21 protein-coding genes are annotated in these 21,143 nt (G+C 34.1%); 9 read left to right on the top strand and 12 right to left on the bottom strand.

What is annotated here, in order from left to right; translation table 11 throughout:
- Positions 1-208: 208 nt before the first annotated feature.
- From prfA to ACRHOC_RS11420, 4 genes are all read left to right on the top strand, one after another.
- Positions 209-1,285, top strand: a complete 1,077-nt coding sequence (gene prfA, locus ACRHOC_RS11435; RefSeq protein ID WP_431158775.1) for a peptide chain release factor 1 — start codon at positions 209-211, stop codon at positions 1,283-1,285.
- 29 nt (positions 1,286-1,314) lie between these two features.
- On the top strand, positions 1,315-2,130 hold the full coding sequence (gene pyrF / locus ACRHOC_RS11430; protein ID WP_431158774.1) for an orotidine-5'-phosphate decarboxylase: 816 nt from the start codon (positions 1,315-1,317) through the stop codon (positions 2,128-2,130).
- Positions 2,131-2,163: 33 nt separating this feature from the next.
- The gene (locus ACRHOC_RS11425) at positions 2,164-2,943 is read left to right on the top strand and encodes an ABC transporter substrate-binding protein (protein WP_431158773.1); all 780 of its coding nucleotides are present in this window, start codon (positions 2,164-2,166) and stop codon (positions 2,941-2,943) included.
- Between the two features lie 178 nt (positions 2,944-3,121).
- Positions 3,122-3,625, top strand: a complete 504-nt coding sequence (locus ACRHOC_RS11420) for a hypothetical protein (protein WP_431158772.1) — start codon at positions 3,122-3,124, stop codon at positions 3,623-3,625.
- Here the strand turns inward: ACRHOC_RS11420 and ACRHOC_RS11415 are convergent, their stop codons facing one another.
- Both ACRHOC_RS11415 and ACRHOC_RS11410 read right to left on the bottom strand, forming a co-directional pair.
- Entirely contained in the window at positions 3,626-3,814 is a 189-nt protein-coding gene (locus tag ACRHOC_RS11415) for a Lacal_2735 family protein (RefSeq protein ID WP_431158771.1), read from the bottom strand.
- A 96-nt stretch (positions 3,815-3,910) separates the two neighbouring features.
- Complete coding sequence (locus ACRHOC_RS11410; RefSeq protein ID WP_431158770.1) at positions 3,911-4,618, bottom strand: DUF4197 domain-containing protein; 708 nt, start codon at positions 4,616-4,618, stop codon at positions 3,911-3,913.
- A gap of 42 nt (positions 4,619-4,660) precedes the next feature.
- On the opposite strand from ACRHOC_RS11410, the gene ACRHOC_RS11405 reads away from it, so the two are divergent.
- A complete protein-coding gene (locus tag ACRHOC_RS11405; protein ID WP_431158769.1) occupies positions 4,661-5,623 on the top strand; it encodes an MBL fold metallo-hydrolase in 963 nt (320 codons plus the stop codon).
- Positions 5,624-5,632: 9 nt separating this feature from the next.
- On the opposite strand, the gene purU is transcribed toward ACRHOC_RS11405, so the two are convergent.
- Positions 5,633-6,487, bottom strand: coding sequence for a formyltetrahydrofolate deformylase (purU, locus tag ACRHOC_RS11400; protein ID WP_431158768.1), 855 nt, complete (start codon positions 6,485-6,487; stop codon positions 5,633-5,635).
- Positions 6,488-6,631: 144 nt separating this feature from the next.
- Between purU and ACRHOC_RS11395 the strand changes: the two genes are divergently transcribed.
- Positions 6,632-10,039 carry a methylmalonyl-CoA mutase family protein gene (locus ACRHOC_RS11395; protein WP_431158767.1) on the top strand — a complete coding sequence of 1,136 codons (3,408 nt, stop codon included), beginning with the start codon at positions 6,632-6,634 and terminating at the stop codon, positions 10,037-10,039.
- Between the two features lie 9 nt (positions 10,040-10,048).
- Here ACRHOC_RS11395 and ACRHOC_RS11390 read toward each other — a convergent pair whose 3' ends face one another.
- Positions 10,049-10,444 carry a hypothetical protein gene (locus tag ACRHOC_RS11390; RefSeq protein ID WP_431158766.1) on the bottom strand — a complete coding sequence of 132 codons (396 nt, stop codon included), beginning with the start codon at positions 10,442-10,444 and terminating at the stop codon, positions 10,049-10,051.
- 119 nt (positions 10,445-10,563) lie between these two features.
- Between ACRHOC_RS11390 and ACRHOC_RS11385 the strand changes: the two genes are divergently transcribed.
- Positions 10,564-11,001, top strand: coding sequence for an Lrp/AsnC family transcriptional regulator (locus ACRHOC_RS11385; protein WP_431158765.1), 438 nt, complete (start codon positions 10,564-10,566; stop codon positions 10,999-11,001).
- Here the strand turns inward: ACRHOC_RS11385 and ACRHOC_RS11380 are convergent.
- Positions 10,998-11,654 (bottom strand): DJ-1/PfpI family protein, encoded by a 657-nt coding sequence (locus ACRHOC_RS11380; RefSeq protein ID WP_431158869.1) that lies wholly within the window; start codon positions 11,652-11,654, stop codon positions 10,998-11,000. The two genes, ACRHOC_RS11385 and ACRHOC_RS11380, sit on opposite strands and share 4 nt — an antisense overlap.
- 78 nt (positions 11,655-11,732) lie before the next feature.
- Entirely contained in the window at positions 11,733-12,944 is a 1,212-nt protein-coding gene (locus ACRHOC_RS11375; protein WP_431158764.1) for an MFS transporter, read from the bottom strand.
- 236 nt (positions 12,945-13,180) lie between these two features.
- Here ACRHOC_RS11375 and ACRHOC_RS11370 point away from each other — a divergent pair, with 236 nt between their 5' ends.
- The gene (locus tag ACRHOC_RS11370; protein WP_431158763.1) at positions 13,181-13,783 is read left to right on the top strand and encodes a DUF1684 domain-containing protein; all 603 of its coding nucleotides are present in this window, start codon (positions 13,181-13,183) and stop codon (positions 13,781-13,783) included.
- Here ACRHOC_RS11370 and crcB read toward each other — a convergent pair whose 3' ends face one another.
- Together crcB and ACRHOC_RS11360 are read right to left on the bottom strand one after the other, a co-directional pair.
- Complete coding sequence (crcB, locus tag ACRHOC_RS11365) at positions 13,784-14,149, bottom strand: fluoride efflux transporter CrcB (RefSeq protein WP_431158762.1); 366 nt, start codon at positions 14,147-14,149, stop codon at positions 13,784-13,786.
- The gene (locus ACRHOC_RS11360; RefSeq protein ID WP_431158761.1) at positions 14,150-15,169 is read right to left on the bottom strand and encodes an SRPBCC family protein; all 1,020 of its coding nucleotides are present in this window, start codon (positions 15,167-15,169) and stop codon (positions 14,150-14,152) included.
- A 94-nt stretch (positions 15,170-15,263) separates the two neighbouring features.
- Between ACRHOC_RS11360 and ACRHOC_RS11355 the strand changes: the two genes are divergently transcribed.
- Entirely contained in the window at positions 15,264-17,291 is a 2,028-nt protein-coding gene (locus ACRHOC_RS11355; protein ID WP_431158760.1) for a dipeptidyl-peptidase 3 family protein, read from the top strand.
- A 126-nt stretch (positions 17,292-17,417) separates the two neighbouring features.
- On the opposite strand, the gene ACRHOC_RS11350 is transcribed toward ACRHOC_RS11355, so the two are convergent.
- From ACRHOC_RS11350 to ACRHOC_RS11335, 4 genes are all read right to left on the bottom strand, one after another.
- Complete coding sequence (locus ACRHOC_RS11350) at positions 17,418-17,825, bottom strand: response regulator transcription factor (protein ID WP_431158759.1); 408 nt, start codon at positions 17,823-17,825, stop codon at positions 17,418-17,420.
- A gap of 235 nt (positions 17,826-18,060) precedes the next feature.
- Positions 18,061-18,774: a hypothetical protein gene (locus ACRHOC_RS11345; RefSeq protein WP_431158758.1), complete on the bottom strand. Its 714-nt coding sequence runs from the start codon at positions 18,772-18,774 to the stop codon at positions 18,061-18,063.
- 20 nt (positions 18,775-18,794) lie between these two features.
- Positions 18,795-19,415, bottom strand: coding sequence for a response regulator transcription factor (locus ACRHOC_RS11340; protein WP_431158757.1), 621 nt, complete (start codon positions 19,413-19,415; stop codon positions 18,795-18,797).
- Positions 19,412-21,130 carry an ATP-binding protein gene (locus ACRHOC_RS11335; protein WP_431158756.1) on the bottom strand — a complete coding sequence of 573 codons (1,719 nt, stop codon included), beginning with the start codon at positions 21,128-21,130 and terminating at the stop codon, positions 19,412-19,414. Before ACRHOC_RS11335 ends, ACRHOC_RS11340 begins: the two co-directional genes overlap by 4 nt.
- Positions 21,131-21,143 lie beyond the last annotated feature (13 nt).

Here is a 21,143-nt window from a genome sequence, read left to right as displayed (position 1 = left end):
ATGTGGATTAAAAAACCCAATGAATGCGTTAACAAAAAACGACCAAACTACAAACGGTTTATAAAATGCAAGTATAGCTAGGAAACGATGCATATTAACCAATAACGTAACAATACCTCAATTTATTTTTTGCCATCAAACCCAATAGGATAACAAGGTTAAAATTCAATAATTATCGTATTTTTGGTTTTCAATTTTTAGACGATAGATGTTAGAGAAAATTCAAATTGTAAAGCAACGTTTTGATGAGGTAAATGACCTTATAATTCAACCTGATATTATAGCAGATCAAAAACGTTATATAAAGTTGAATAAGGAATATAAGGACCTTAAAAAAATTGTTGATAAGGGTGATGTTTACAAGGAATTATTGGATAATATAACTGAAGCTGAAGAGATAATTGCAGATGGTTCTGATGAGGAAATGGTAGAAATGGCAAAGATGCAATTAGAGGAGGCGAAGGAGGCTTTGCCACAAGTTGAAGAAGATATTAGATTCTTACTCATACCAAAGGATCCAGATGATGCCAAGAATGTTGTTGTCGAAGTTAGGGCTGGAACTGGAGGTGATGAAGCTAGTATTTTTGCAGGTGATCTTTTTAGAATGTACACCAAGTATTGTAGTGATAAAGGTTGGAAGGTCGATGTTGTGAGTCAGAGTGATGGAACTTCAGGTGGATTTAAGGAAATTATTTTTGAAGTCTCTGGAGAGGACGTTTATGGAACTTTGAAATTTGAAGCTGGTGTGCATCGTGTACAACGTGTACCACAAACCGAAACACAGGGACGTGTCCATACTAGTGCAGCGACTGTAATGGTTTTACCTGAGGCTGAGGATATCGATTTTGAATTAGACATGACGGAAGTTAGAATAGAACGTACCACTTCAACTGGTCCTGGTGGGCAGTCTGTAAATACGACCTATTCTGCAATTAAGCTACATCACGAACCTACTGGTATGATTGTGAGTTGTCAAGATCAAAAGTCATCACATAAAAACCTAGAAAAGGCTTTGAAAGTGTTGCGTACGCGTCTTTATGATTTAGAACTTGAAAAACAGCGTCAGGCAGATTCAGAAAAACGTAAGAGTATGGTGAGCTCTGGTGACCGAAGTGCTAAAATTAGAACCTATAATTATCCACAAGGACGAGTTACTGACCATAGAATAGGGCTCACGCTTTACGATTTATCCAATATTATAAATGGCGATATTCAAAAAATAATCGATGAGTTAATGTTGGCAGAGAATACTGAGTTATTAAAAGCTAGCGACGAGATAATTTAAATACAAGCCTCTTTAAGAGGCTTTTTTATATGACTACAGAATCATTATTAGAACAGATAAATAAAAAGAAATCCTTCCTCTGCATTGGATTAGATGTGGATTTAAATAAAATTCCTCAACATTTATTGGAAGAGGAGGATCCTATATTTGCCTTTAATAAAGCCATTATTGATGCCACACATCACTTATGTGTAGCTTATAAGCCAAACACGGCCTTTTATGAGGCCTATGGGATAAAAGGTTGGCAAGCACTAGAGAAAACGATTAATTATCTCAATGCCAATCACCCTGAGATTTTTACAATTGCAGATGCAAAACGCGGTGATATTGGTAATACAAGTACTATGTATGCCAAGGCCTTTTTTGAAGATTTGGGATTTGATAGTGTTACTGTTGCGCCATATATGGGTAAAGATTCTGTGGAGCCTTTTTTATCCTTTGAAGATAAACACACAATACTATTAGCCTTAACGTCGAACCAAGGCGCTTTTGATTTTCAAACTCAACAAATTAATGGTATCGAGCTTTACAAGAAAGTATTAGCAACATCAAAAACTTGGGAAAACTCAAAAAACTTAATGTATGTTGTGGGAGCTACAAAAGCAGAGTATCTCGCAGAAATTAGAAAAATCATTCCAGATAGCTTTTTACTGGTGCCTGGAGTGGGTGCACAAGGTGGAAACCTGCAAGAAGTCTGTAAATATGGCATGACTGATGAAGTAGGATTATTAATCAATTCATCGCGCGGCATAATTTATGCTTCAAAGGGCTTAGATTTTGCTGAGGCCTCAGCGCAAAAGGCAAGTGAACTACAATTTCAAATGGAAGCTATTCTAAAGGAATAACCCAAGCGTTTTTACCTCTTAATATTATTCCATATGAGAACATATAAAGACCAGCTCAATAGGCCAGTTCTCATAAATGATCGTCCAATACGTATTGTATCTTTAGTGCCGTCAATAACAGAATTGCTGGTTGATTTGGGTTTAGAAAATTATCTGGTTGGTATTACAAAATTTTGTGTTCATCCATTGGATTTACGGAAAAGAAAGGTTGTTGTAGGTGGTACTAAATCTGTGAAATTAGATAAAATCAAGGCACTTGATCCTGATCTTATTTTATGCAATAAGGAAGAGAATTCCGAAGAACTAGTTCATGCTGTAGAAGAGATAGCACCAGTTCATATTAGTGATATCAATACTCTAGAAGACTGTTATGAATTAATCAAAATGTATGGTGCAATTTTCAAAGTAAATGAGAAAGCCGCTATAATAATTGATACTATTGAAAAAGAGCGTAAAAACCACACTTTTAAATTCAACGCTCCAAGGTCAGTCGCTTATTTTATATGGAAAGGACCGTATATGGTTGTGGGCTCAAATACCTTTATTAATACCATGCTCATTGAAGCAGGGTTTCATAATGTATTTGAAGATGAGGTTCGCTATCCAGAGATAGATTTGGATCACCCCAAGCTTAAGTTGGCTCAGACCATTTTCCTTTCTAGTGAGCCCTATCCCTTTAAGGATGAACATATACTGGAAATTAAAAAAAGCTATCCAAACAAGGAGGTTAAAATTGTTGATGGCGAATATTTTTCTTGGTATGGGAGTCGATTAATTAAGGCTTTCGAATATTTTAAAACATTACATCAATAAAAAAGCCGACACAGGACGTATCGACTTTACTAACTAACTGTACTAATCTTATTTATAAGACTTATCTAACTAATCTTTTGCAGTACAAAGATGTTCGTTTTTTCTGGTACCAATGTTATGTTAATATTAGCATTAAATTAAATGTAGTTTAATAACTTAGGTAAAAACTATATCAATCATGAAAAAATATTTTGTAATTGTTCTGCTTTCCTTTGGCATTCTACAGGCATTTGGACAGAACAAAACATGTCCTTGTTGTACCGAAATACATTCAGAATTTGATTTTTGGATCGGATCTTGGGAAGTGACAAACCCAAACGGTACAAAAGCAGGAACTAATACACTTACCAAAGTTGAAGGGAAGTGTGTTTTAAAAGAGAATTGGGTAAGTGCTACTCCTGGTTATACAGGTACAAGTAATAGTTTCTTTAATTTAAAAACTAAACAGTGGGAACAAATATGGATAGATAATCAAGGAGCGAGTTTACACTTAAAGGGGAATAAAGTTGGTAACCAAATGATATTGAAAACGGACAAGGAAAACAATAAGGATGGACAGTTATTTTTTCATCGTGTTACATGGACCGACAATGAAGATGGGACCGTAAGACAACTTTGGGAAACAATTACCAATGAAAATGTGACCGTAGCATTCGACGGTCTGTATAAGCGAAAAGAATAATTAAGCCGGTTGTACCTCTCGGGTAAATTCTAGCGCACTAAGTTGTTCTAAAATTTTCTTGGCTTCAAAGGATGATATATCACTTTGAGCTTGGTCCGACTCACTTAAGTTATATGCCTCTTCAATTAATTGAATGTATTGTAAATACAACTCTTTTTTTAGTTGTTCAGCATTATTTTGATCTTCCACGATTCAAAAGATTTCTTTAATATATTGGGAAATTAGCTAAAAAAATGCTAAAAACCTCAATTTTGTTTAAAAAAATTAATAAAAAATTAAACAAAATTAATCTTGGAGCGCAAATACGCGACGTAATAAATCGGTTGTACGTGATGAGACTTTATTTCTTATTTCATTTTCTTCAACAGCAATCATTGTAAATACACCATCAAGAGCCTTATTGGTTACGTAGTCTGTTAGATCAGGATTTACATCTGATGTTAAAGGAAGATTATTGTACCTGGTGATTAAATTAGACCAAATTTGATCTGCACCAACTTTACTAAACGATGTGTTTATAACAGGATTAAACTTATTATAAAGTTCAGCCTTAGTCTTGGTAATTAGATATTGAGTAGCAGCGTCATTTTCTCCTAAAAGAATACTTTTTGCATCGCTAAATGTGATATCCTTTACAGCGTTTACAAAGATTGGAGTTGCTTCTTTTACTGCATCTTCGGCTGCTCGGTTCATTGCTTTAATACCTTCGTCCGCGAGATTTCCCAACCCAACTGTTCTTAAAGTTTTATCTACTTTTTGTAACTCCTCAGGTAATAAAATTTTAACGAGCTCATTTTTATAATAGCCATCTTTTAAAGTCAATTTAGAGACTTGTTTTTCTATGCCTTTATCTAATGCTTGTCTCAAACCAGAGGCAATGTCTGTATTACTAAGAACACCACCAGATTGTGGGAGCTGATTCACAACTTCTTGCAATTCTGCACAAGAAACAAATGTGATTATAGACAGTAGGATTAAGAATTGCTTTTTCATGGATTTGGTTTTTTATCTTTAACATATCGAAGATACATATTAATGAGACATTTGAATAAGATTTTTGTAGGCTTATTTTTAATATTTGGATGTAATGAGGTGAAAACCAATGAATCGTTACAAGACGCTACTGGAAACAAAATTGAAGCTAATCAAATTATAACAGTCCTAGGAATAGCTCAAGATGCTGGTTATCCTCAAATAGGATGTAATAAAGCATGTTGTGATGCCTATTATAATGGTAATGAATCTAAGAAAATGGTGTCGTGTCTTGGATTGGTAGACCGCAAAAATAAAGGTAAGTGGTTATTTGACGCTACGCCAGATATCGTAGAACAAACCTACAATCTTAACAAGCTAAGTAATTCCGATAATAATTTAAATGGCATCTTTTTAACACATGCACATATAGGGCATTATACTGGATTAATGCATTTAGGAAGGGAAGCTTTAGGTGGTCATAAAGTACCAGTTTATGCAATGCCACGAATGAGTAATTTTCTTGAAACCAATGGTCCTTGGAATCAATTGGTGGAATTAGGGAATATTGAAATTAATAGGCTAGAGCATGATTCGTTAATCAATCTTAATACAGCACTCAAAGTGGTGCCTTTTTTAGTGCCACATCGCGATGAATATTCTGAAACAGTAGGTTATAAAATTATTGGCACTAACAAATCTGCAATATTTATTCCAGATATAGATAAGTGGGAAACTTGGGAGAGGTCGATTATTGAAGAAGTTAAAAAAGTAGATTATGCTTTTTTAGATGCTTCATTTTTTAGCGATGGCGAATTAGAAAGGGATATGAGCCAAATACCACATCCCTTTACCACCCAAACGACTACACTATTTCAAAACGAAAGTTTAGAAACAAAAAAGAAAATTTATTTTATTCATTTCAATCACACCAACCCAGCAATTAAGGAAAAGCATAGACTCAAAGATAGCATCCAAGCTTTAGGGTTTAATTTCGCCAAACAAGGTGAAAATTTTAGATTATAGATGTAGAACTTATGAAAAAATAACAGTCTTGTTATTGTATACCATTACTTTTCTGTTGGCATGAAGTTTAATGGCATTTGATAAGACAATTTTTTCGAGATCACGACCTTTAGAGATAAGATCATTAATAGAATGTGAATGCGAAACATGCGTAACATCTTGTTCTATGATTGGACCTGCATCTAGTTCCTCCGTTATGTAATGACTCGTGGCGCCAATTATTTTTACACCACGTTTGTATGCAGAATGGTATGGTTTAGCACCAACAAAAGCTGGTAAAAAGGAATGATGAATATTTATGATTTTATCTGGATACTTATCAATGATAAGATTGGATACGATTTGCATGTATCGTGCAAGAACAACAAAATCAATCTTATAAGCTTCTAATAGTTCCAATTGCTTTAGTTCAGCTTCATGTTTATTAGCCTTACTTACTGGAATGTGATAAAATGGGATTTTAAAACTATCAGCAATAGGTTTTAAGTCGTTATGATTGCTTAGAATAAATGGAATTTCCAGGTGGAGTTCACCTGAGTTATATCGACCAAGGATATCGTACAGGCAATGATCATATTTAGAAACAAATAAAGCCATTTTAGGTTTGAGTTCGGCCTCAAATATTTGATAATCCAACTCAAATTTATTTGCTAATTGCATTCTGAATTCTGATTTGAATTGATCGATTAAAAATGCATCCGATTCAAACTCACATTCTAATCTCATGAAAAATATATCCTGTTCTCGGTCTACATGTTGATCGATATACACAATGTTACCTTGATTATTAGCCATGAAACTAGTAACCGAAGCAATTATATTAGGCTGATCCTTACAATGAATTAGAAGTGTAATTTTATTCATAGTTGTCACAAAATTGATCGACTAAAATAACTCAAATATTCAATGATTATAACTGTTAAAATACAATTAGATATTTAACAAATTTTAGTGTGATTTTTTGAATATTCCGTAAATTTGCCTTTCAAATAAGTCATTTTTTTACGAATGGAACAAATTGCTCCTTATAAGCCAAAACATAAAGTTCGAATTGTAACTGCAGCTTCACTCTTTGATGGTCATGATGCGGCCATTAATATTATGCGAAGAATTATTCAATCAACAGGTGTTGAGGTGATTCATCTGGGACACGATCGAAGTGTAGAAGAAGTTGTAAATACTGCTATACAAGAAGATGCTAATGCTATTGCCATGACATCCTATCAAGGTGGTCATAATGAGTATTTTAAGTATATGTATGATTTGTTGAAAGAAAAAGGTGCAAGTCATATAAAAATCTTTGGAGGTGGAGGTGGTGTAATCCTTCCTGAAGAAATAAAGGAATTGATGGATTACGGTATAGCTCGCATTTATTCTCCAGATGATGGAAGAGAAATGGGGCTTCAGGGAATGATTAATGATTTAGTAAAGCAGTCAGACTTTGCTATTGGTGATGTATTAAATGGTGAAGTAAAGGTTTTACATGAGAAGAATCCAAAATCTATTGCTCGTGTCATTTCTTCTGCTGAGAATTTCCCTGATATTGCTAGGGAAGCATTAGAAACTATTCATAAAAAAAATAAAGATTCTAAAACGCCAGTCTTAGGAATTACTGGTACAGGAGGAGCAGGTAAATCTTCTTTAGTCGATGAGTTGGTAAGACGTTTTCTAATTGATTTTCCTGAGAAAACTGTTGGGTTAATTTCAGTAGATCCGTCTAAACGAAAAACAGGAGGTGCTCTTTTGGGTGACAGAATTAGAATGAATGCTATCAATTCTCCACGTGTGTATATGCGTAGTTTAGCAACACGCCAGTCTAATTTAGCATTATCAAAATACGTAAATGAAGCTGTTGAGGTCCTTAAGGCTGCAGAATATGATTTGATAATCCTCGAAACTTCAGGGATTGGACAATCAGATACTGAGATTTTAGAACATAGTGATGTTTCTTTATATGTAATGACACCAGAATTTGGTGCAGCGACACAACTTGAGAAAATTGATATGCTCGATTTTGCTGATCTAGTTGCCATTAATAAGTTTGATAAACGTGGTGCCTTAGATGCCTTGCGTGATGTTAAGAAGCAATACATGCGAAATCATAACTTATGGCATGAAGATCCAGATACAATGCCAGTATTTGGTACCATAGCTTCTCAATTTAATGATCCTGGTATGAACACCTTATACAAGGCGATTATGGATAAGGTTGTCGAAAAAACAGATGCAGATTTGAAATCTACTTTTGAGATTTCTAAGGAGATGAGTGAAAAGATCTTTGTGATTCCACCTGCTCGTACAAGGTATTTATCTGAAATTGCTGAGAATAACCGTGCGTATGATGTTACTGCAAATAAGCAGGTTGAAGTTATAGAGAAATTATACGGCATATTTAAGACGATACAATCTGTTTCAGGACATCAGCCAATACTTACCAAGTCTGGTATTGAGCTTGAAGCAATTGATGATGAGCAAAAAGATTTTGTAAAGTTATTACTTGCAGAATTTGATCGTATTAAGATGGATCTTGATGCTTATAATTGGGAAATTATTACCGGTTGGGAAGATAAGGTGAACCGCTATAAAGCACCAGTATATACGTTTAAGGTTAGAGATAAGGAAATTAATATTGAGACCCATACAAAATCACTATCTCATAGCGATATTCCAAAGGTAGCTTTACCTAAATATAAAAGTTGGGGGGATATTTTAAGATGGAGTCTACAGGAGAATGTTCCTGGTGAGTTTCCATATACTTCAGGGTTGTACCCATTTAAGAGAACTGGTGAGGATCCAACGCGTATGTTTGCTGGTGAAGGTGGTCCTGAACGTACAAATCGTCGTTTTCATTATGTGAGTTTAGGTATGCCAGCTAAACGTTTATCCACAGCATTTGATAGTGTAACGCTTTACGGAAATGATCCAGATTACAGACCTGATATCTATGGTAAAATTGGTAATGCAGGTGTTAGTATTTGTTGTTTGGATGATGCAAAGAAATTATATTCTGGTTTTAATTTAGCTGATCCAATGACTTCGGTAAGTATGACTATAAATGGTCCTGCTCCAATGTTATTAGGCTTTTTTATGAATGCAGCCATAGATCAACAGTGCGAAATTTATATTAAGGAAAATGGCTTAGAAAAAGAAGTTGAAACTAAGATTGCTTCAATTTACGATAACAAAGAAAGACCCGTTTATAATGGTGAACTACCTGAAGGAAATGATGGTCTTGGTCTTATGCTTCTTGGTGTAACGGGTGATCAAGTCCTGCCAAAATCGGTATATGAAAACATAAAAACCAAAACTATAGCTCAAGTAAGAGGAACGGTTCAAGCTGATATATTAAAAGAGGATCAGGCACAAAATACCTGTATTTTCTCTACGGAATTTGCCTTGCGCTTAATGGGAGATGTCCAAGAGTATTTCATTGACCATAACATTAGAAATTTCTATTCGGTTTCGATTTCTGGTTATCACATTGCAGAAGCAGGTGCTAACCCAATTACACAATTAGCACTAACGTTATCTAACGGGTTTACTTATGTAGAATATTATTTGAGTAGAGGTATGGATATTAATAAGTTTGGTCCAAACCTATCCTTTTTCTTCTCAAATGGTATCGATCCCGAGTATGCTGTGATTGGACGTGTTGCCCGTCGTATATGGGCAAAAGCACTTAAACATAAATATGGTGCAAATCCAAGAGCACAGATGCTTAAATATCATATTCAAACTTCAGGACGAAGCTTACATGCGCAGGAGATTGATTTTAATGATATACGTACAACATTACAGGCACTTTATGCAATTTATGATAACTGTAATTCTCTACATACAAATGCTTATGACGAAGCTATAACAACGCCAACTGAAGAATCAGTGAGACGTGCTATGGCAATTCAGTTGATCATTAATAAAGAACTAGGATTAGCTAAGAATGAGAATCCGTTACAAGGTTCATTTATAATTGAGGAATTAACCGATTTAGTTGAAGAAGCAGTATTACAAGAGTTTGACAGAATAACAGAGCGTGGTGGTGTTTTAGGAGCTATGGAAACCATGTATCAGCGTTCTAAGATACAGGAAGAAAGTTTATACTATGAAACTCTAAAACACAATGGTGATTTTCCTATAATCGGTGTTAACACGTTTTTGAGTAGTAAAGGCTCACCTACAGTGCAACCAGCAGAAGTTATTAGGGCAACAGAAGAGGAGAAGGAATTCCAAATTAAGACATTAAAACAACTTCACGAGTTTAACGATAGTGAGGGACTTCTTAAGAATTTACAGCACGTTGCTATTAATAATAAGAATATTTTTGAAGCCTTAATGGAGGTATGTAAGGTTTGTTCGTTAGGTCAAATAACCAGTGCGCTTTTCGAAGTAGGAGGACAATATAGGAGAAATATGTAATCTAATTGATTACAAAGTCATCATCCAACTACGTTGAAGTTTTCTAAACTTTTTAAGTTCACCGCGTAGGATCGGAAGATAATCGCGTCCATTACTTTTTGAACGTTCTAATCGGTAGGAATTTCGGTAAAGTTTAGAGGTAAGACGGTCTAGACTCTCCAAGTGCTTGTGTTTCTTTTCTGAATGACGTTCGCGCTCGGCATTAATAATCTCTGGAGCTAGACTTCTAGATTGTTGTACGATGTCACCTGAGAAGTAAATATCATTATCTTCAGTACCATCATTATTTAGATAGCATAAATCATTATTTAGATAAGTGGATATACTTCTTGAGAGCATAATTATATCCATGGCCTTTCTGTATACAGGCAAATCTGATAAGTGTGATGGTAGGTTGTAATTCATTTTTCTAGCAATTGTTACGAAATTACACACTATTATGCACAGCATAATTTAAAATTTAAATTAAAAGTGTACTTTTACTTTAATTTCTATGTTAATTTTTCATAAAAATTTAAATTATTATGGATTCTGTTAATTTGATGATATTAAAATGCCTTCAAGAAAATGCAAGAATGTCAAATTCTGAAATTGGTAGGCGAGTAGGGATGTCTTCTCCGGCTGTGAGTGAGAGGATTAAAAAGATGGAAGATGCTGAAATAATTGAATCTTATACAACACTTATATCTCCATTTAAGTTAGGCTATCAGTTAAAGGCCATAATAACGTTAAGAGCTTTTATGGGCATGCTAAAACCATTCTTAGAAAAGGTAAAAACTTATGATGAGGTCGTAAATTGCTATAGAATTACAGGAAATGAGAATATCGTAATGGAAGTAGTTTTAAAGAATCAGAAACACCTAGAAACTTTTATTGATCAGCTCATTACATATGGTGAAACCAAGACACAAATTGTGCTTTCTCATGTGGTGAAGCACAGTGAGATAAAATCTACAAATTAATGCGTAATAATTTCATGAGATACCTCCTCCAAATTCCAATCAATTACCAGACCTTTTGCTAACGATTTAGCTATGTCTTGACCATAAAGTAGTTCACTTAAATACAAGGCCGCTTCAAAAGACTTTGCGCCACCTGCTGAGGTAATGTATTTACCGTCATGAACAAATAATACATTTTTTCTTACATCTAAGTCTGGAAACATTTCACGCATTTTATCAATATCACTTGGGAAGGTTGTTGAAACTTTTCCTTCCAATAAGCCAGCTTTTGCCAATACAAAAGCACCATCGCAATGTGAGGTTATAAATAGGGCATCTTTATCAACCTTCCTAACAAAATTAAGCATGGCCTTATCTTCTAAATCAGTATCTAAATGATGCTCGGCACTTGGTACAACAAGTATATCTATTTTTGGCAGTTGATCACTGGTGTAATCAAGATCTGGCAATATGCGCATGCCTTCAAAAGTTGTGATGCTTTGCTTTGTATTGGCCACAGTAAAAACGTTCATAGGTTTTATGCTATCTCTAAAAATAGTATGCTGAAAAATATCGTATGGTGCTGTTAATTCGGTATTGTAAACACCATCCATAATTAGAAATGCCACATTATAGCGGTTGGGTTCTAATTTCAATGTATCAGGCTCTTCCATTGGTTTATCTGAGCAACAAAGAACAATTAACAACAGAATTAAAGCGCATATTTTTTTCATGTGATCTGTATTTTTGATTTATAGTTTTTTGTTGGTTCTAGCGATTAACCAATATGCCAAAGCTATCGAAACTAATCCATAAGTACCCGTAACAACCCAATTTACTTGGTAACCATATTGGTCTACTATACTCAATCCAATTTTAGAGCTGAAGATATGAGATAAGGAAAACGCCATGGCATATAGGGCCAAATAACTCCCTTCCACACCACTTTTTGCTCTGTTTAAAGCAAATTTATTGGTGTACGGAAAACCAAGCATTTCTCCGAATGTTATAATAATCATATTGATAATTATTATCCCAATCCAAAAATTTTGATAGAGGATAAAAAAGCTAATACACATTAAGAAGCAGGCCATTAAAATATGCTTTGTTACAGGTATCAATTTCTTTTCTAAGAAATTTAGAAAAGGCATTTCTAGAATAATAATTATACCAACATTTATTATCCACATTAAGCCTATTTCAAACTCATTTAACTCAAATACTTCTTCATAATAAAGTGGCATAGTCACAATAAGTTGGAAAAATGCCATTCCCATAAAGAAACATAAACCGATAAATATCCAATAGGTAAAATCGCTGTAAACTTCATTTTTACTAGGCATTTCAACTTCAGTTTCCTCAGTAATTGGTTCTTCTTTTGGAGGTGCTACTAAAAACTTAAAGAGAATAATTGCCAATATGCAAGTGATCCCATCAATCCAAAAAAGTAAACCATAGCCTTGGGTGACAATAATTAAACCGGCCACAGTAGGCCCAATGGCCATTCCCGCATTTATTGCTAATCTTATTAAACCAATTGCTCTAGTTTGATTTTCTGGAGAACTATAGGCTTTAATAGAAACATAGATCGCTGGTCTAAAACTGTCAGCAATACTCATTATTATCAATATTGCGATACAAAGGCCCCAAAATGAGGTAATATGCTGAAGGACTATAAAGCTTAAACCTGTAACCAATAGGCTAAAAATCATAACCTTATAGAATCCAAAAATATCGGTTAATTTTCCACCTAACCAGCCTCCAATAACCGAACCTATACCAAAAAAGGCAAGGATCCAGCCAGCGTCATCTTTACTAAAATCTAAGTTTTTTGTGAGGTATAAGGATAGAAATGGAATTACCATTGTCCCTGCTCGATTAACCAATGAGATTAATGATATGTACCAAATTTCTTTGGATAATCCCTCAAAGGATTCAATATAGTTGGCGTAAAGTTTTTTCATTTTGGTTGTTATATAAAAATAAAAAAGTCCGACGTTATTGTCGGACTTTTAAATATTGTTAAAGTGTATATGATTATAGCTACAATAGATAATACATCCGAATGTTTTCCGAAGAAATCACACAGGTTTGTTTTGTATATCTATTGACTTGTCGCATTATTTGTTATTCAATTATGTCCAAAACTACAATAAAATTTGATAAGTTGTATTTTTGAATTCTCGAAATTTATGAATTCATGAGAATCACATATTTCTTAATTGCGTTATTGTTTTTATTGGGTTGCACCCAAAAGAAAGAAAGTCTTAAAGGGGAATCGGAATGGCAACGTCAAAAGAACGCCATTTTTAAAGATGCTTCTAAATCACCCTTAAAACCTAAAGATTTAAAGCGTTTTAATGGTTTAGATTTTTTTAAAGTTGATTCTACTTTTATTGTAAATGCAACACTCCAACGTACTCCAAATTCTAAATGGTTTAATATGAAGACTACGGATGATAGGTTATCGAAAGAACGTGTTTACGGTATTTTAAATTTTAGACTAAAAAATAAAAACTATACACTTTCTGTATATCAAGGTGAAGAGAATATGCAGACTGAAGGTTATGAGGATTATTTGTTTTTACCATTTCTTGATGATACCAATGGTGATTCTACCTATGGTGGAGGTCGCTATATAGACTTAAGAATTCCAGAAGGCGATACTATTCAATTAAATTTTAATGAGGCTTATAACCCCTTGTGCGTTTATAATGAAAAGTATTCGTGCCCTTTAGTGCCAAGAAATAATTACCTGAATCTTAGGGTAACTGCTGGCATGAAGAATTTTAAGAGTCAATAATTACTTAACCAAATAAATTCCTGCAAAAACAGCAAGGAATCCAACTACAAAACTACCAATTGTATACAAAGCAAAACTGGTAAAATCTCCAGATTTTAGAAAAACATGGTTCTCATATGCAAAAGTCGAAAAAGTAGTAAAGCCACCACAAAAACCGGTTGCAAGTAGTAAGGTTTGATTTTGTGTAAGACTATCACTTTTAGTAGCGAGTCCTAAAATTACGCCTATAAAAAGACTTCCTAGAATATTTGCCAGAAATGTACCATATGGGATACCATTTTCTGTGTTATTAAGCCATTTACCGATAACATAGCGAAGCACACTTCCAACACCACCACCAAAAAAAACTAATGCGAGTTGCTTCATTTATTCTTTAATTGGAATATAGATTTCAGTCTTCCAATCTGCCGGATTTGGAAAATCTCCAGGGTCGTTGGTGTAAACCTCAAAAGGATAAAGTTCTGATTTAATAAGACCATTTTCAGCTAAATGAGTCATAGTTGCTTCCCAGGCTTTGGTTAAATTTGTATAGTTACCCATTAAAGTGGTTTTAAGAGCCTTGGTCTTAGGAATGTAACCTAGTGAAATATCAAATCCTTCAGGAATAGTATAACTTTCATTAATAGGAAGACCGTTGCTCATTATAACATTTTCATCATTCATAGAATTATAAACTGTTAAAGGCATTCCTTTTGGGACAATGCCTTTACTACCCATAAATTGCATAACTGCCCCAAAATTCTCTCCCATTTTAGCACTTATGTTCGTCGAATTTGCATTTGTAGTTCTGTACAAATAAAACGTACCGCCATATTCTACAAGCCCATTTATTTTAATTTCATAACGTGCCATATCTTCTGTAATAAGACTGTCTAGTTTAAATAATCCACGTTCAAAGTTTGGACCCGTTTCAGATTCGATGGAACCCATTAAAGTGGTGAATAATTTAGAAACAAAATCCTGTTTACCTTCCATGGCCCAAGTAACTTTAGTCCCACTTTCTTTAGGTTCAAAGGTCCAATTGATATTTGATTTTGCTTCAAACGGTGTCGTAAATTCAATAAGTTGATTTATAGACTTATTAATTTCTACTGCGTTTGTGGTCATTTTACCTTCACCCAAAATTTCGCCATTCCAACTGTAATTAGCACCTTCACCAGTTGTAATATCACCATAGTTTAAATTGGCATCAGGATCTTGCTCCATCCAAGGTGAAAAGGATGGCCATTCTTTAAAATCATTTACTTTTTGAAACAATAATGTGGCAGGCGCATTTATTGTGCGACTTCTATTAAAGCTGTATTCATTTGGTTGCACAGCAACATAAATTGAAAATCCGATAATGAAAATTAATAGCAATAGTAGGATATACTTAAGTGCTTTCATTGATTGATAAAGATTAGTTGTTACTCAAAGATAGTAATTTTATGATATGTTAGATATGTCTTAAATTTGTTTAAAACTGAAAACACACTAACACATGAAATTCAAATCAATCTTGAAATTTAGTCTTATTCTTCTTTTAGTTTTTGCATGTAAGGATGATGCAAAAGATGAAGCACAAACCATTGCTGAAAAGGAGTTTGACTATAATGTCGAGCAATTTGCTGACTTAAAAATATTACGTTATAAAATCCCAGGATGGGATAAGCTCACACTTAAAGAGCAAAAACTTGTGTACTACTTAACGGAAGCAGGTCTTGCTGGACGAGATATTATGTGGGACCAAAACTATAGACATAATTTAAAAATAAGAAGGGCTTTAGAGCAAGTTTATACAGAGTATACGGGAGATAAAACAACAGATGATTGGAAAAACTTCGAGATATACTTAAAGCGTGTTTGGTTTAGTAATGGTATTCATCACCATTATTCAAATGATAAGATTAAACCAGACTTTACGAAAGACTATCTCAATGAACTGTTTTTAGCAACGAGTACTAAATTGGACGGTGAAGCATTTGATGTCATCTTTAATGATAAAGATTCTAAAAAAGTGAATCAGGCTAAAGGTGTTGATAATGTGGCTTTGTCTGCAGTTAATTTTTACGGTCCTGATGTTACAAATGAAGATGTTATTAATTTTTACAAAACAAAAACATCACCAGATCCAGATAGACCGTTATCTCATGGTCTAAATTCACAATTAGTTAAGGAAGATGGAGCGTTGGTTGAGCGCGTTTATAAATTAGATGGCCTCTATGGTTCTGCTATCGAAGAAATAATTAGTTGGTTAGGAAAAGCTAGAGAAGTTGCCGAGAATGAAGCACAAGGCAAAGCTTTGGATTTACTGATTAAGTATTACATGACAGGTGATTTAAGAACTTGGGATGATTATAATGTAGCTTGGACAAATGCTACAGATGGTAACGTGGACTACATAAATAGTTTTATTGAAGTGTATAATGATCCATTGGGCTACAGAGGTTCTTATGAGACTATTGTACAGATTAATGACTTTGACATGTCTCAAAAAATGGCTGTTCTTTCTGAAAACGCGCAATGGTTCGAGGATAACTCACCATTAATGGATGAACACAAAAAGAAAAACGTAGTCGGTGTAACTTATAAAGTTGTTACTGTTGCTGGTGAAGCTGGTGATGCCTCGCCAAGCACACCAATAGGTGTTAATTTGCCGAATGCCAATTGGATAAGAAAAGAGGTTGGAAGTAAGTCTGTGTCGCTAGGTAATATTATAAACGCATACAATAATTCTGGAAGCTCAGGGCGATTAAAAGAATTTGTACACGATGATCAAGAACTTGAACTAGAAGAAAAGCACGGTCAGCTTGCTGATAAATTACATACAGCTTTACACGAAGTTATTGGACATGCATCTGGACAATTAAATCCAGGAGTAGGTGAAACCAAAGAAACTTTAAAAAATTATGCTTCGACATTAGAAGAGGGTAGAGCAGACCTTGTTGGTTTATATTATCTCTACGATTCTAAATTACAGGAATTAGGATTAGTTGAGAATTGGAAGGAGGTTGGTATGGCCGCTTACGATGGTTATATTAGAAATGGTCTAATGACTCAGTTAATACGATTAAATCTAGGAGATGATGTTGAAGAAGCGCATATGCGTAATCGCCAATGGGTATCAGCTTGGGTTTTTGAAAAAGGTAAAGCAGATAATGTTATTGAAAGGGTAACGCGTGATGGTAAAACCTATTTTAATATTAATGATTATGATAAACTTCACGACTTATTTGGTCAATTACTAAGAGAGACACAACGTATTAAGTCTGAAGGTGATTATGAAGCTGTAGAGGCTTTAGTAGAAGGATATGGTGTAAAGGTCGACCAAGATATTCATGCTGAAGTATTGGAAAGAAACAAACAGTTTACTTCAGCACCTTACAGTGGTTTTGTTAATCCTGTATTAGTGCCAGAATTGAATGATGCTGGTGAAATAACTGCAATAAAGGTTACCCAACCTAAAGGATTTCCTGAACAGATGTTAGAGTATAGCAAAAGCTATAGTTTTCTTCCTGATGTAAATTAATTCAAATCTAAAAACATAGAAAACAGTCGTGATTTCACGACTGTTTTTTGTTGGTTTTTGTTTTAAAGAAAAAACTATAAATGGCTAAAATGATAAGATAGGTTAGCATGGGATTAATAATAAGTTCTAAATTTTGTTTTCCTTGTATTGTAATGCGTAAATAATTGCAAAAACCAAAAGATTATCTTGTGCTTTAAGCCTAAGCTTTTTTCTAATGTTTTTTCGGTGGGTTTCAATTGTAGCTGTGCTTAAATTGAGCTCATTTGCGATTTTACTATTTTTAAATCCTTCACTAATAAGAAGAATGACGTCATTTTCTCGTTTCGTAAGCTCTGATTTATGAGACAAATCTTTGCCCAATAGTGTATATAAGGAATGAATAATAGTATTCAAAAGATCTGGATTAATATAAACACTTTTGAGGCTTTCTAAAACATCAATTAGTTCTTTGGAATTAAGCTTTAGTTGATGTTGATTCAAAACAGCTATTGCCGTTAACAACTTATTTTTCACTGAAATTACAGGCTTTTGCATACCTCTAAATTAGAAGGATAAGGATAATGAAAAAATCCCCAATACTGGGGATTTTTGACGATAGCTGATGAGTTTTACCCTTAGATTAATAGCAACCAACTATCTTATGTAACAACTAACAAATATACTGTTTGACCTATTTATATTTTTAAGATTTATCTAAATTTAGAAAACATACTTATGCCAAAAAATCCCCATTAATGGGGATTTTTAGATTGATAAATGATATGATAACTTATTTGGTTGTTAACTTATAAATAACCTTAAATGATATAGTACCAGCGTAACGATCAAAGAAGTAGGTATTATCCGACGTATCAATAGAAGTAATGGCACTACCATTGGTCATCAAGGCTTGTCCATTTTGCTCTAATAGAAAATCCTTAGGTTTTCTATATGAAATTAATTCATAACTCAAACCAAATGCCACGTGTTCATCCATATTATAAGACAATCCTAAACCTCCACTCATCTTTTGATTAAAAATATTTCCACTTTGTGCTTCATTAAAAGTTACAAGATTAACTATCCCGATAACACTCCAGTCAGAAATTTTCCTAACCTGCCCAATGGCTTTACCATCTTTATCTTTGTTCCTCTTAGCTTTTTTCTCTTTATAACTTATAGGAACAGAAATTACTGTTGATAGTACAAAACTTGATGATTGTAAGTCATCGATTATTAAAGTACCGTCAAAAGGAGAAATTTGTGCACTCTTCAAATTTTCGAGTGCAAAATTGTAACCAAGGCTTAGTCCGAAGGACACTTTTTCATTGATTTTCCCGAATTCAGTTTCTAACTGTTCTAGAGTTCTTGAAATATCTTCGCCAGCATTATTTTGTGTAACTGTTTCATTTGAGTCTTCATCAAATCTTAAAATAACTTGTTCTTGTCCTAGCATAAAATAGCCAGTAAACAAGAGTATGATTATTGTTAAATAATTCTTCATATTTTCTTTGTTTTGGTGGGTTAAAATTTATACTTCTTTTCAAGCGCATAGCGCATTAATTCGCCTTTGCCCTGCAAGCCAAGAATACGAATCATATTTTTTCGATGGGTATCTACGGTATGTATACCTATAAACAACTCATCGGCAATTTCGCGTGAGGTTTTGCCTTGGGCAATTAGCCCTAAAATTTCAATTTGACGTTTGGTTAAAACGCCTTTCGCCTTTTTGTTACTGTTTGTAGCATCTTCAATTTTAATATTGGCATCATAATAGGTTTGCCCTTTATAAACCGAGCGCACAGCTTTGAGCACTTCTTCAAGGGCGGAGTTCTTTAATAAATAGCCAGACGCTCCGGCTTCTAACATTTGCCCAATCGCTTCCGTTTGATCAAACATCGTAAAAGCCAACAGTTTGGTATGTGGCAATTCTTTTTTAATAAGTTTGGTGGCTGTAATGCCATCCATTTTTGGCATGCGAATATCAGTAATAACCACATTGGGCTGCTTTAAGCGTACCAATTCCAGTAAGGCTTCACCATCATTCACGGTACCCACAATCTCAATATCGTCCTCATAAGCCAATAAAAGCTTAATACCATCTATTAAGGACTGGTGATCTTCTGCTATAGCTAATCGTATCATAGTGGTATATCAATTATTATGGTGGTTCCTTTTCCAACCTCAGATTCTATTGTGAGTTTACCATCTAAGTGTTCAATCCGCTTATCAATACTACTAATGCCCATACCTTTATTGGTTTTAGTAATTTGGTTGGGATTAAAACCCTTACCATTGTCCTCAACCATGATATTTATAGAATCTTCGTGGTTGGTTAAATGAATCGTAGCTTCTGTGGCCTTAGCATGTTTAATAACATTGGTAACAAGCTCTTGTATAATTCTAAACAAGGTCAGTTCCAAGCTATTTTCTAGGCGTTGGTCTAGACCATGGTCAAACACCTCAATTTCAATTTGATTACTGCTCGAAATTTTCTCAGCCATATTTTCAACAGCCTTCAATAATCCTTGTTTGGCAATCACACCAGAATTTTTTGCATGTGCTACGGTTCTTACTTTTTCATAAGCCTCATCGATAAGGCGATTGGTTTTATCAAACAGTTCTGGAGAGTCTTTATCCTTAAGGGCATTAAAATGTAATTTTACGGTCGCCATAAGACCACCAAGATCATCGTGCAAGTCATTTGCAATACGTTGCCGTTCTTTTTCTTGCCCTTCAATCATGGCATCAATGGACATCAACTCTTGTTCTTTGAGTACAGTACTGAGTTTTTGGGTTTCGATTTCCTTGGCTTGTTCTGCTAATTTTTGTTTGCGCTTGGTGTTTTTATAGATAAGAAAAGCAATAATACTCCCTAAAGCTAAACTGCCTCCAAGGCCATAAGCAATATTATTAATGCGTTGCCTTTTGGCTTCTGATTCTAGATTGTCTGCTCTTAGTTTTTCATTGTCATATTTTTCCTCAACATCGGTGATGGCCGTATTTTGCTCCTTAAGGTTTATGACATCTTTTATGGAGTCGTATTTAAATAAATACAGATAGGCATTTTCCATATCACCTTTGTAATAATACGCTAAATCCATATTTGAAAAGAGGATTTTTTTACTCTTAGTATTTAATTTTGGTAACTCCATTTGTTCAGCAGCCTTGTAATATTCTAAGGCCTTCATGTAATCTTTCTTTCTTCTGTAAGCGTTACCTATATTATTAAAGAGGTTAAACTCTGTATTTAAGTTTTTATAATTTAAGGTATCGCTATAATAGGCCTTTAATGCATTGTTGTAATAGAATATGGCCGAATCTTGGTTTTTATATAATCGGCTAAACAAAGACCCTTGATTTATTGAGATATTGACTTGCCGTTTAATATTATTCTCGCTTTTTGATAGTGCCAAGGCTTTATCAAAGAAGATTTTGGCTGAATCCTTAACACGGTTTTTCATATAATTAACCGCAACATTATTGTAATATGAAATGAACCATTTATTAGAATTACTAGATACTGCATAGTCATAGATTTCTTGGAGGTAAGGTTCCTTTTTAATTTCTAAATTGTTTTGACTGTCTAACAACAAGTAGATATCTAAGTTAGTTTCAGCAACATTCTCAAGATCATTGGAAGCCTTAAAAAGTTTTAGTGCTTTACGGTAATAGACAAGGGCCGAATCTTCTAGGTTTAAATTTTCGTAGGCATTACCAATCTTAAGAATATACTTGGCATCATTGCTAGATTCATAGTACTGTTGATGCATGTTTATGACACCATTATAATCCTCAACAGAATAAAGAGAATCAATGGTAAAATGCTCTTGCCCAAAAGATAAAATGGACAAGATCATTAAAATCAAAATA

It is taken from the genome of Winogradskyella poriferorum (assembly GCF_050618035.1).
GTDB lineage: Bacteria > Bacteroidota > Bacteroidia > Flavobacteriales > Flavobacteriaceae > Winogradskyella > Winogradskyella poriferorum_A.
This window is presented reverse-complemented; position numbering and strand designations above follow the sequence as displayed.

What these genes read in the sequence shown, in the direction of transcription:
- ACRHOC_RS11425 (WP_431158773.1), top strand. Translation starts at nt 2,164, where the DNA reads ATGAGAACATATAAAGACCAGCTCAATAGGCCAGTTCTCATAAATGAT.
- crcB (WP_431158762.1), bottom strand. Translation starts at nt 14,149, where the DNA reads ATGAAGCAACTCGCATTAGTTTTTTTTGGTGGTGGTGTTGGAAGTGTG.
- prfA (WP_431158775.1), top strand. Translation starts at nt 209, where the DNA reads ATGTTAGAGAAAATTCAAATTGTAAAGCAACGTTTTGATGAGGTAAAT.
- ACRHOC_RS11385 (WP_431158765.1), top strand. Translation starts at nt 10,564, where the DNA reads ATGGATTCTGTTAATTTGATGATATTAAAATGCCTTCAAGAAAATGCA.
- ACRHOC_RS11380 (WP_431158869.1), bottom strand. Translation starts at nt 11,654, where the DNA reads ATGGAAGAGCCTGATACATTGAAATTAGAACCCAACCGCTATAATGTG.
- ACRHOC_RS11350 (WP_431158759.1), bottom strand. Translation starts at nt 17,825, where the DNA reads ATGCAAAAGCCTGTAATTTCAGTGAAAAATAAGTTGTTAACGGCAATA.
- ACRHOC_RS11355 (WP_431158760.1), top strand. Translation starts at nt 15,264, where the DNA reads ATGAAATTCAAATCAATCTTGAAATTTAGTCTTATTCTTCTTTTAGTT.
- ACRHOC_RS11335 (WP_431158756.1), bottom strand. Translation starts at nt 21,130, where the DNA reads ATGATCTTGTCCATTTTATCTTTTGGGCAAGAGCATTTTACCATTGAT.
- ACRHOC_RS11390 (WP_431158766.1), bottom strand. Translation starts at nt 10,444, where the DNA reads ATGAATTACAACCTACCATCACACTTATCAGATTTGCCTGTATACAGA.
- ACRHOC_RS11340 (WP_431158757.1), bottom strand. Translation starts at nt 19,415, where the DNA reads ATGATACGATTAGCTATAGCAGAAGATCACCAGTCCTTAATAGATGGT.
- ACRHOC_RS11395 (WP_431158767.1), top strand. Translation starts at nt 6,632, where the DNA reads ATGGAACAAATTGCTCCTTATAAGCCAAAACATAAAGTTCGAATTGTA.
- ACRHOC_RS11420 (WP_431158772.1), top strand. Translation starts at nt 3,122, where the DNA reads ATGAAAAAATATTTTGTAATTGTTCTGCTTTCCTTTGGCATTCTACAG.
- ACRHOC_RS11360 (WP_431158761.1), bottom strand. Translation starts at nt 15,169, where the DNA reads ATGAAAGCACTTAAGTATATCCTACTATTGCTATTAATTTTCATTATC.
- ACRHOC_RS11410 (WP_431158770.1), bottom strand. Translation starts at nt 4,618, where the DNA reads ATGAAAAAGCAATTCTTAATCCTACTGTCTATAATCACATTTGTTTCT.
- ACRHOC_RS11370 (WP_431158763.1), top strand. Translation starts at nt 13,181, where the DNA reads ATGAGAATCACATATTTCTTAATTGCGTTATTGTTTTTATTGGGTTGC.
- ACRHOC_RS11375 (WP_431158764.1), bottom strand. Translation starts at nt 12,944, where the DNA reads ATGAAAAAACTTTACGCCAACTATATTGAATCCTTTGAGGGATTATCC.
- purU (WP_431158768.1), bottom strand. Translation starts at nt 6,487, where the DNA reads ATGAATAAAATTACACTTCTAATTCATTGTAAGGATCAGCCTAATATA.
- pyrF (WP_431158774.1), top strand. Translation starts at nt 1,315, where the DNA reads ATGACTACAGAATCATTATTAGAACAGATAAATAAAAAGAAATCCTTC.
- ACRHOC_RS11405 (WP_431158769.1), top strand. Translation starts at nt 4,661, where the DNA reads ATGAGACATTTGAATAAGATTTTTGTAGGCTTATTTTTAATATTTGGA.
- ACRHOC_RS11345 (WP_431158758.1), bottom strand. Translation starts at nt 18,774, where the DNA reads ATGAAGAATTATTTAACAATAATCATACTCTTGTTTACTGGCTATTTT.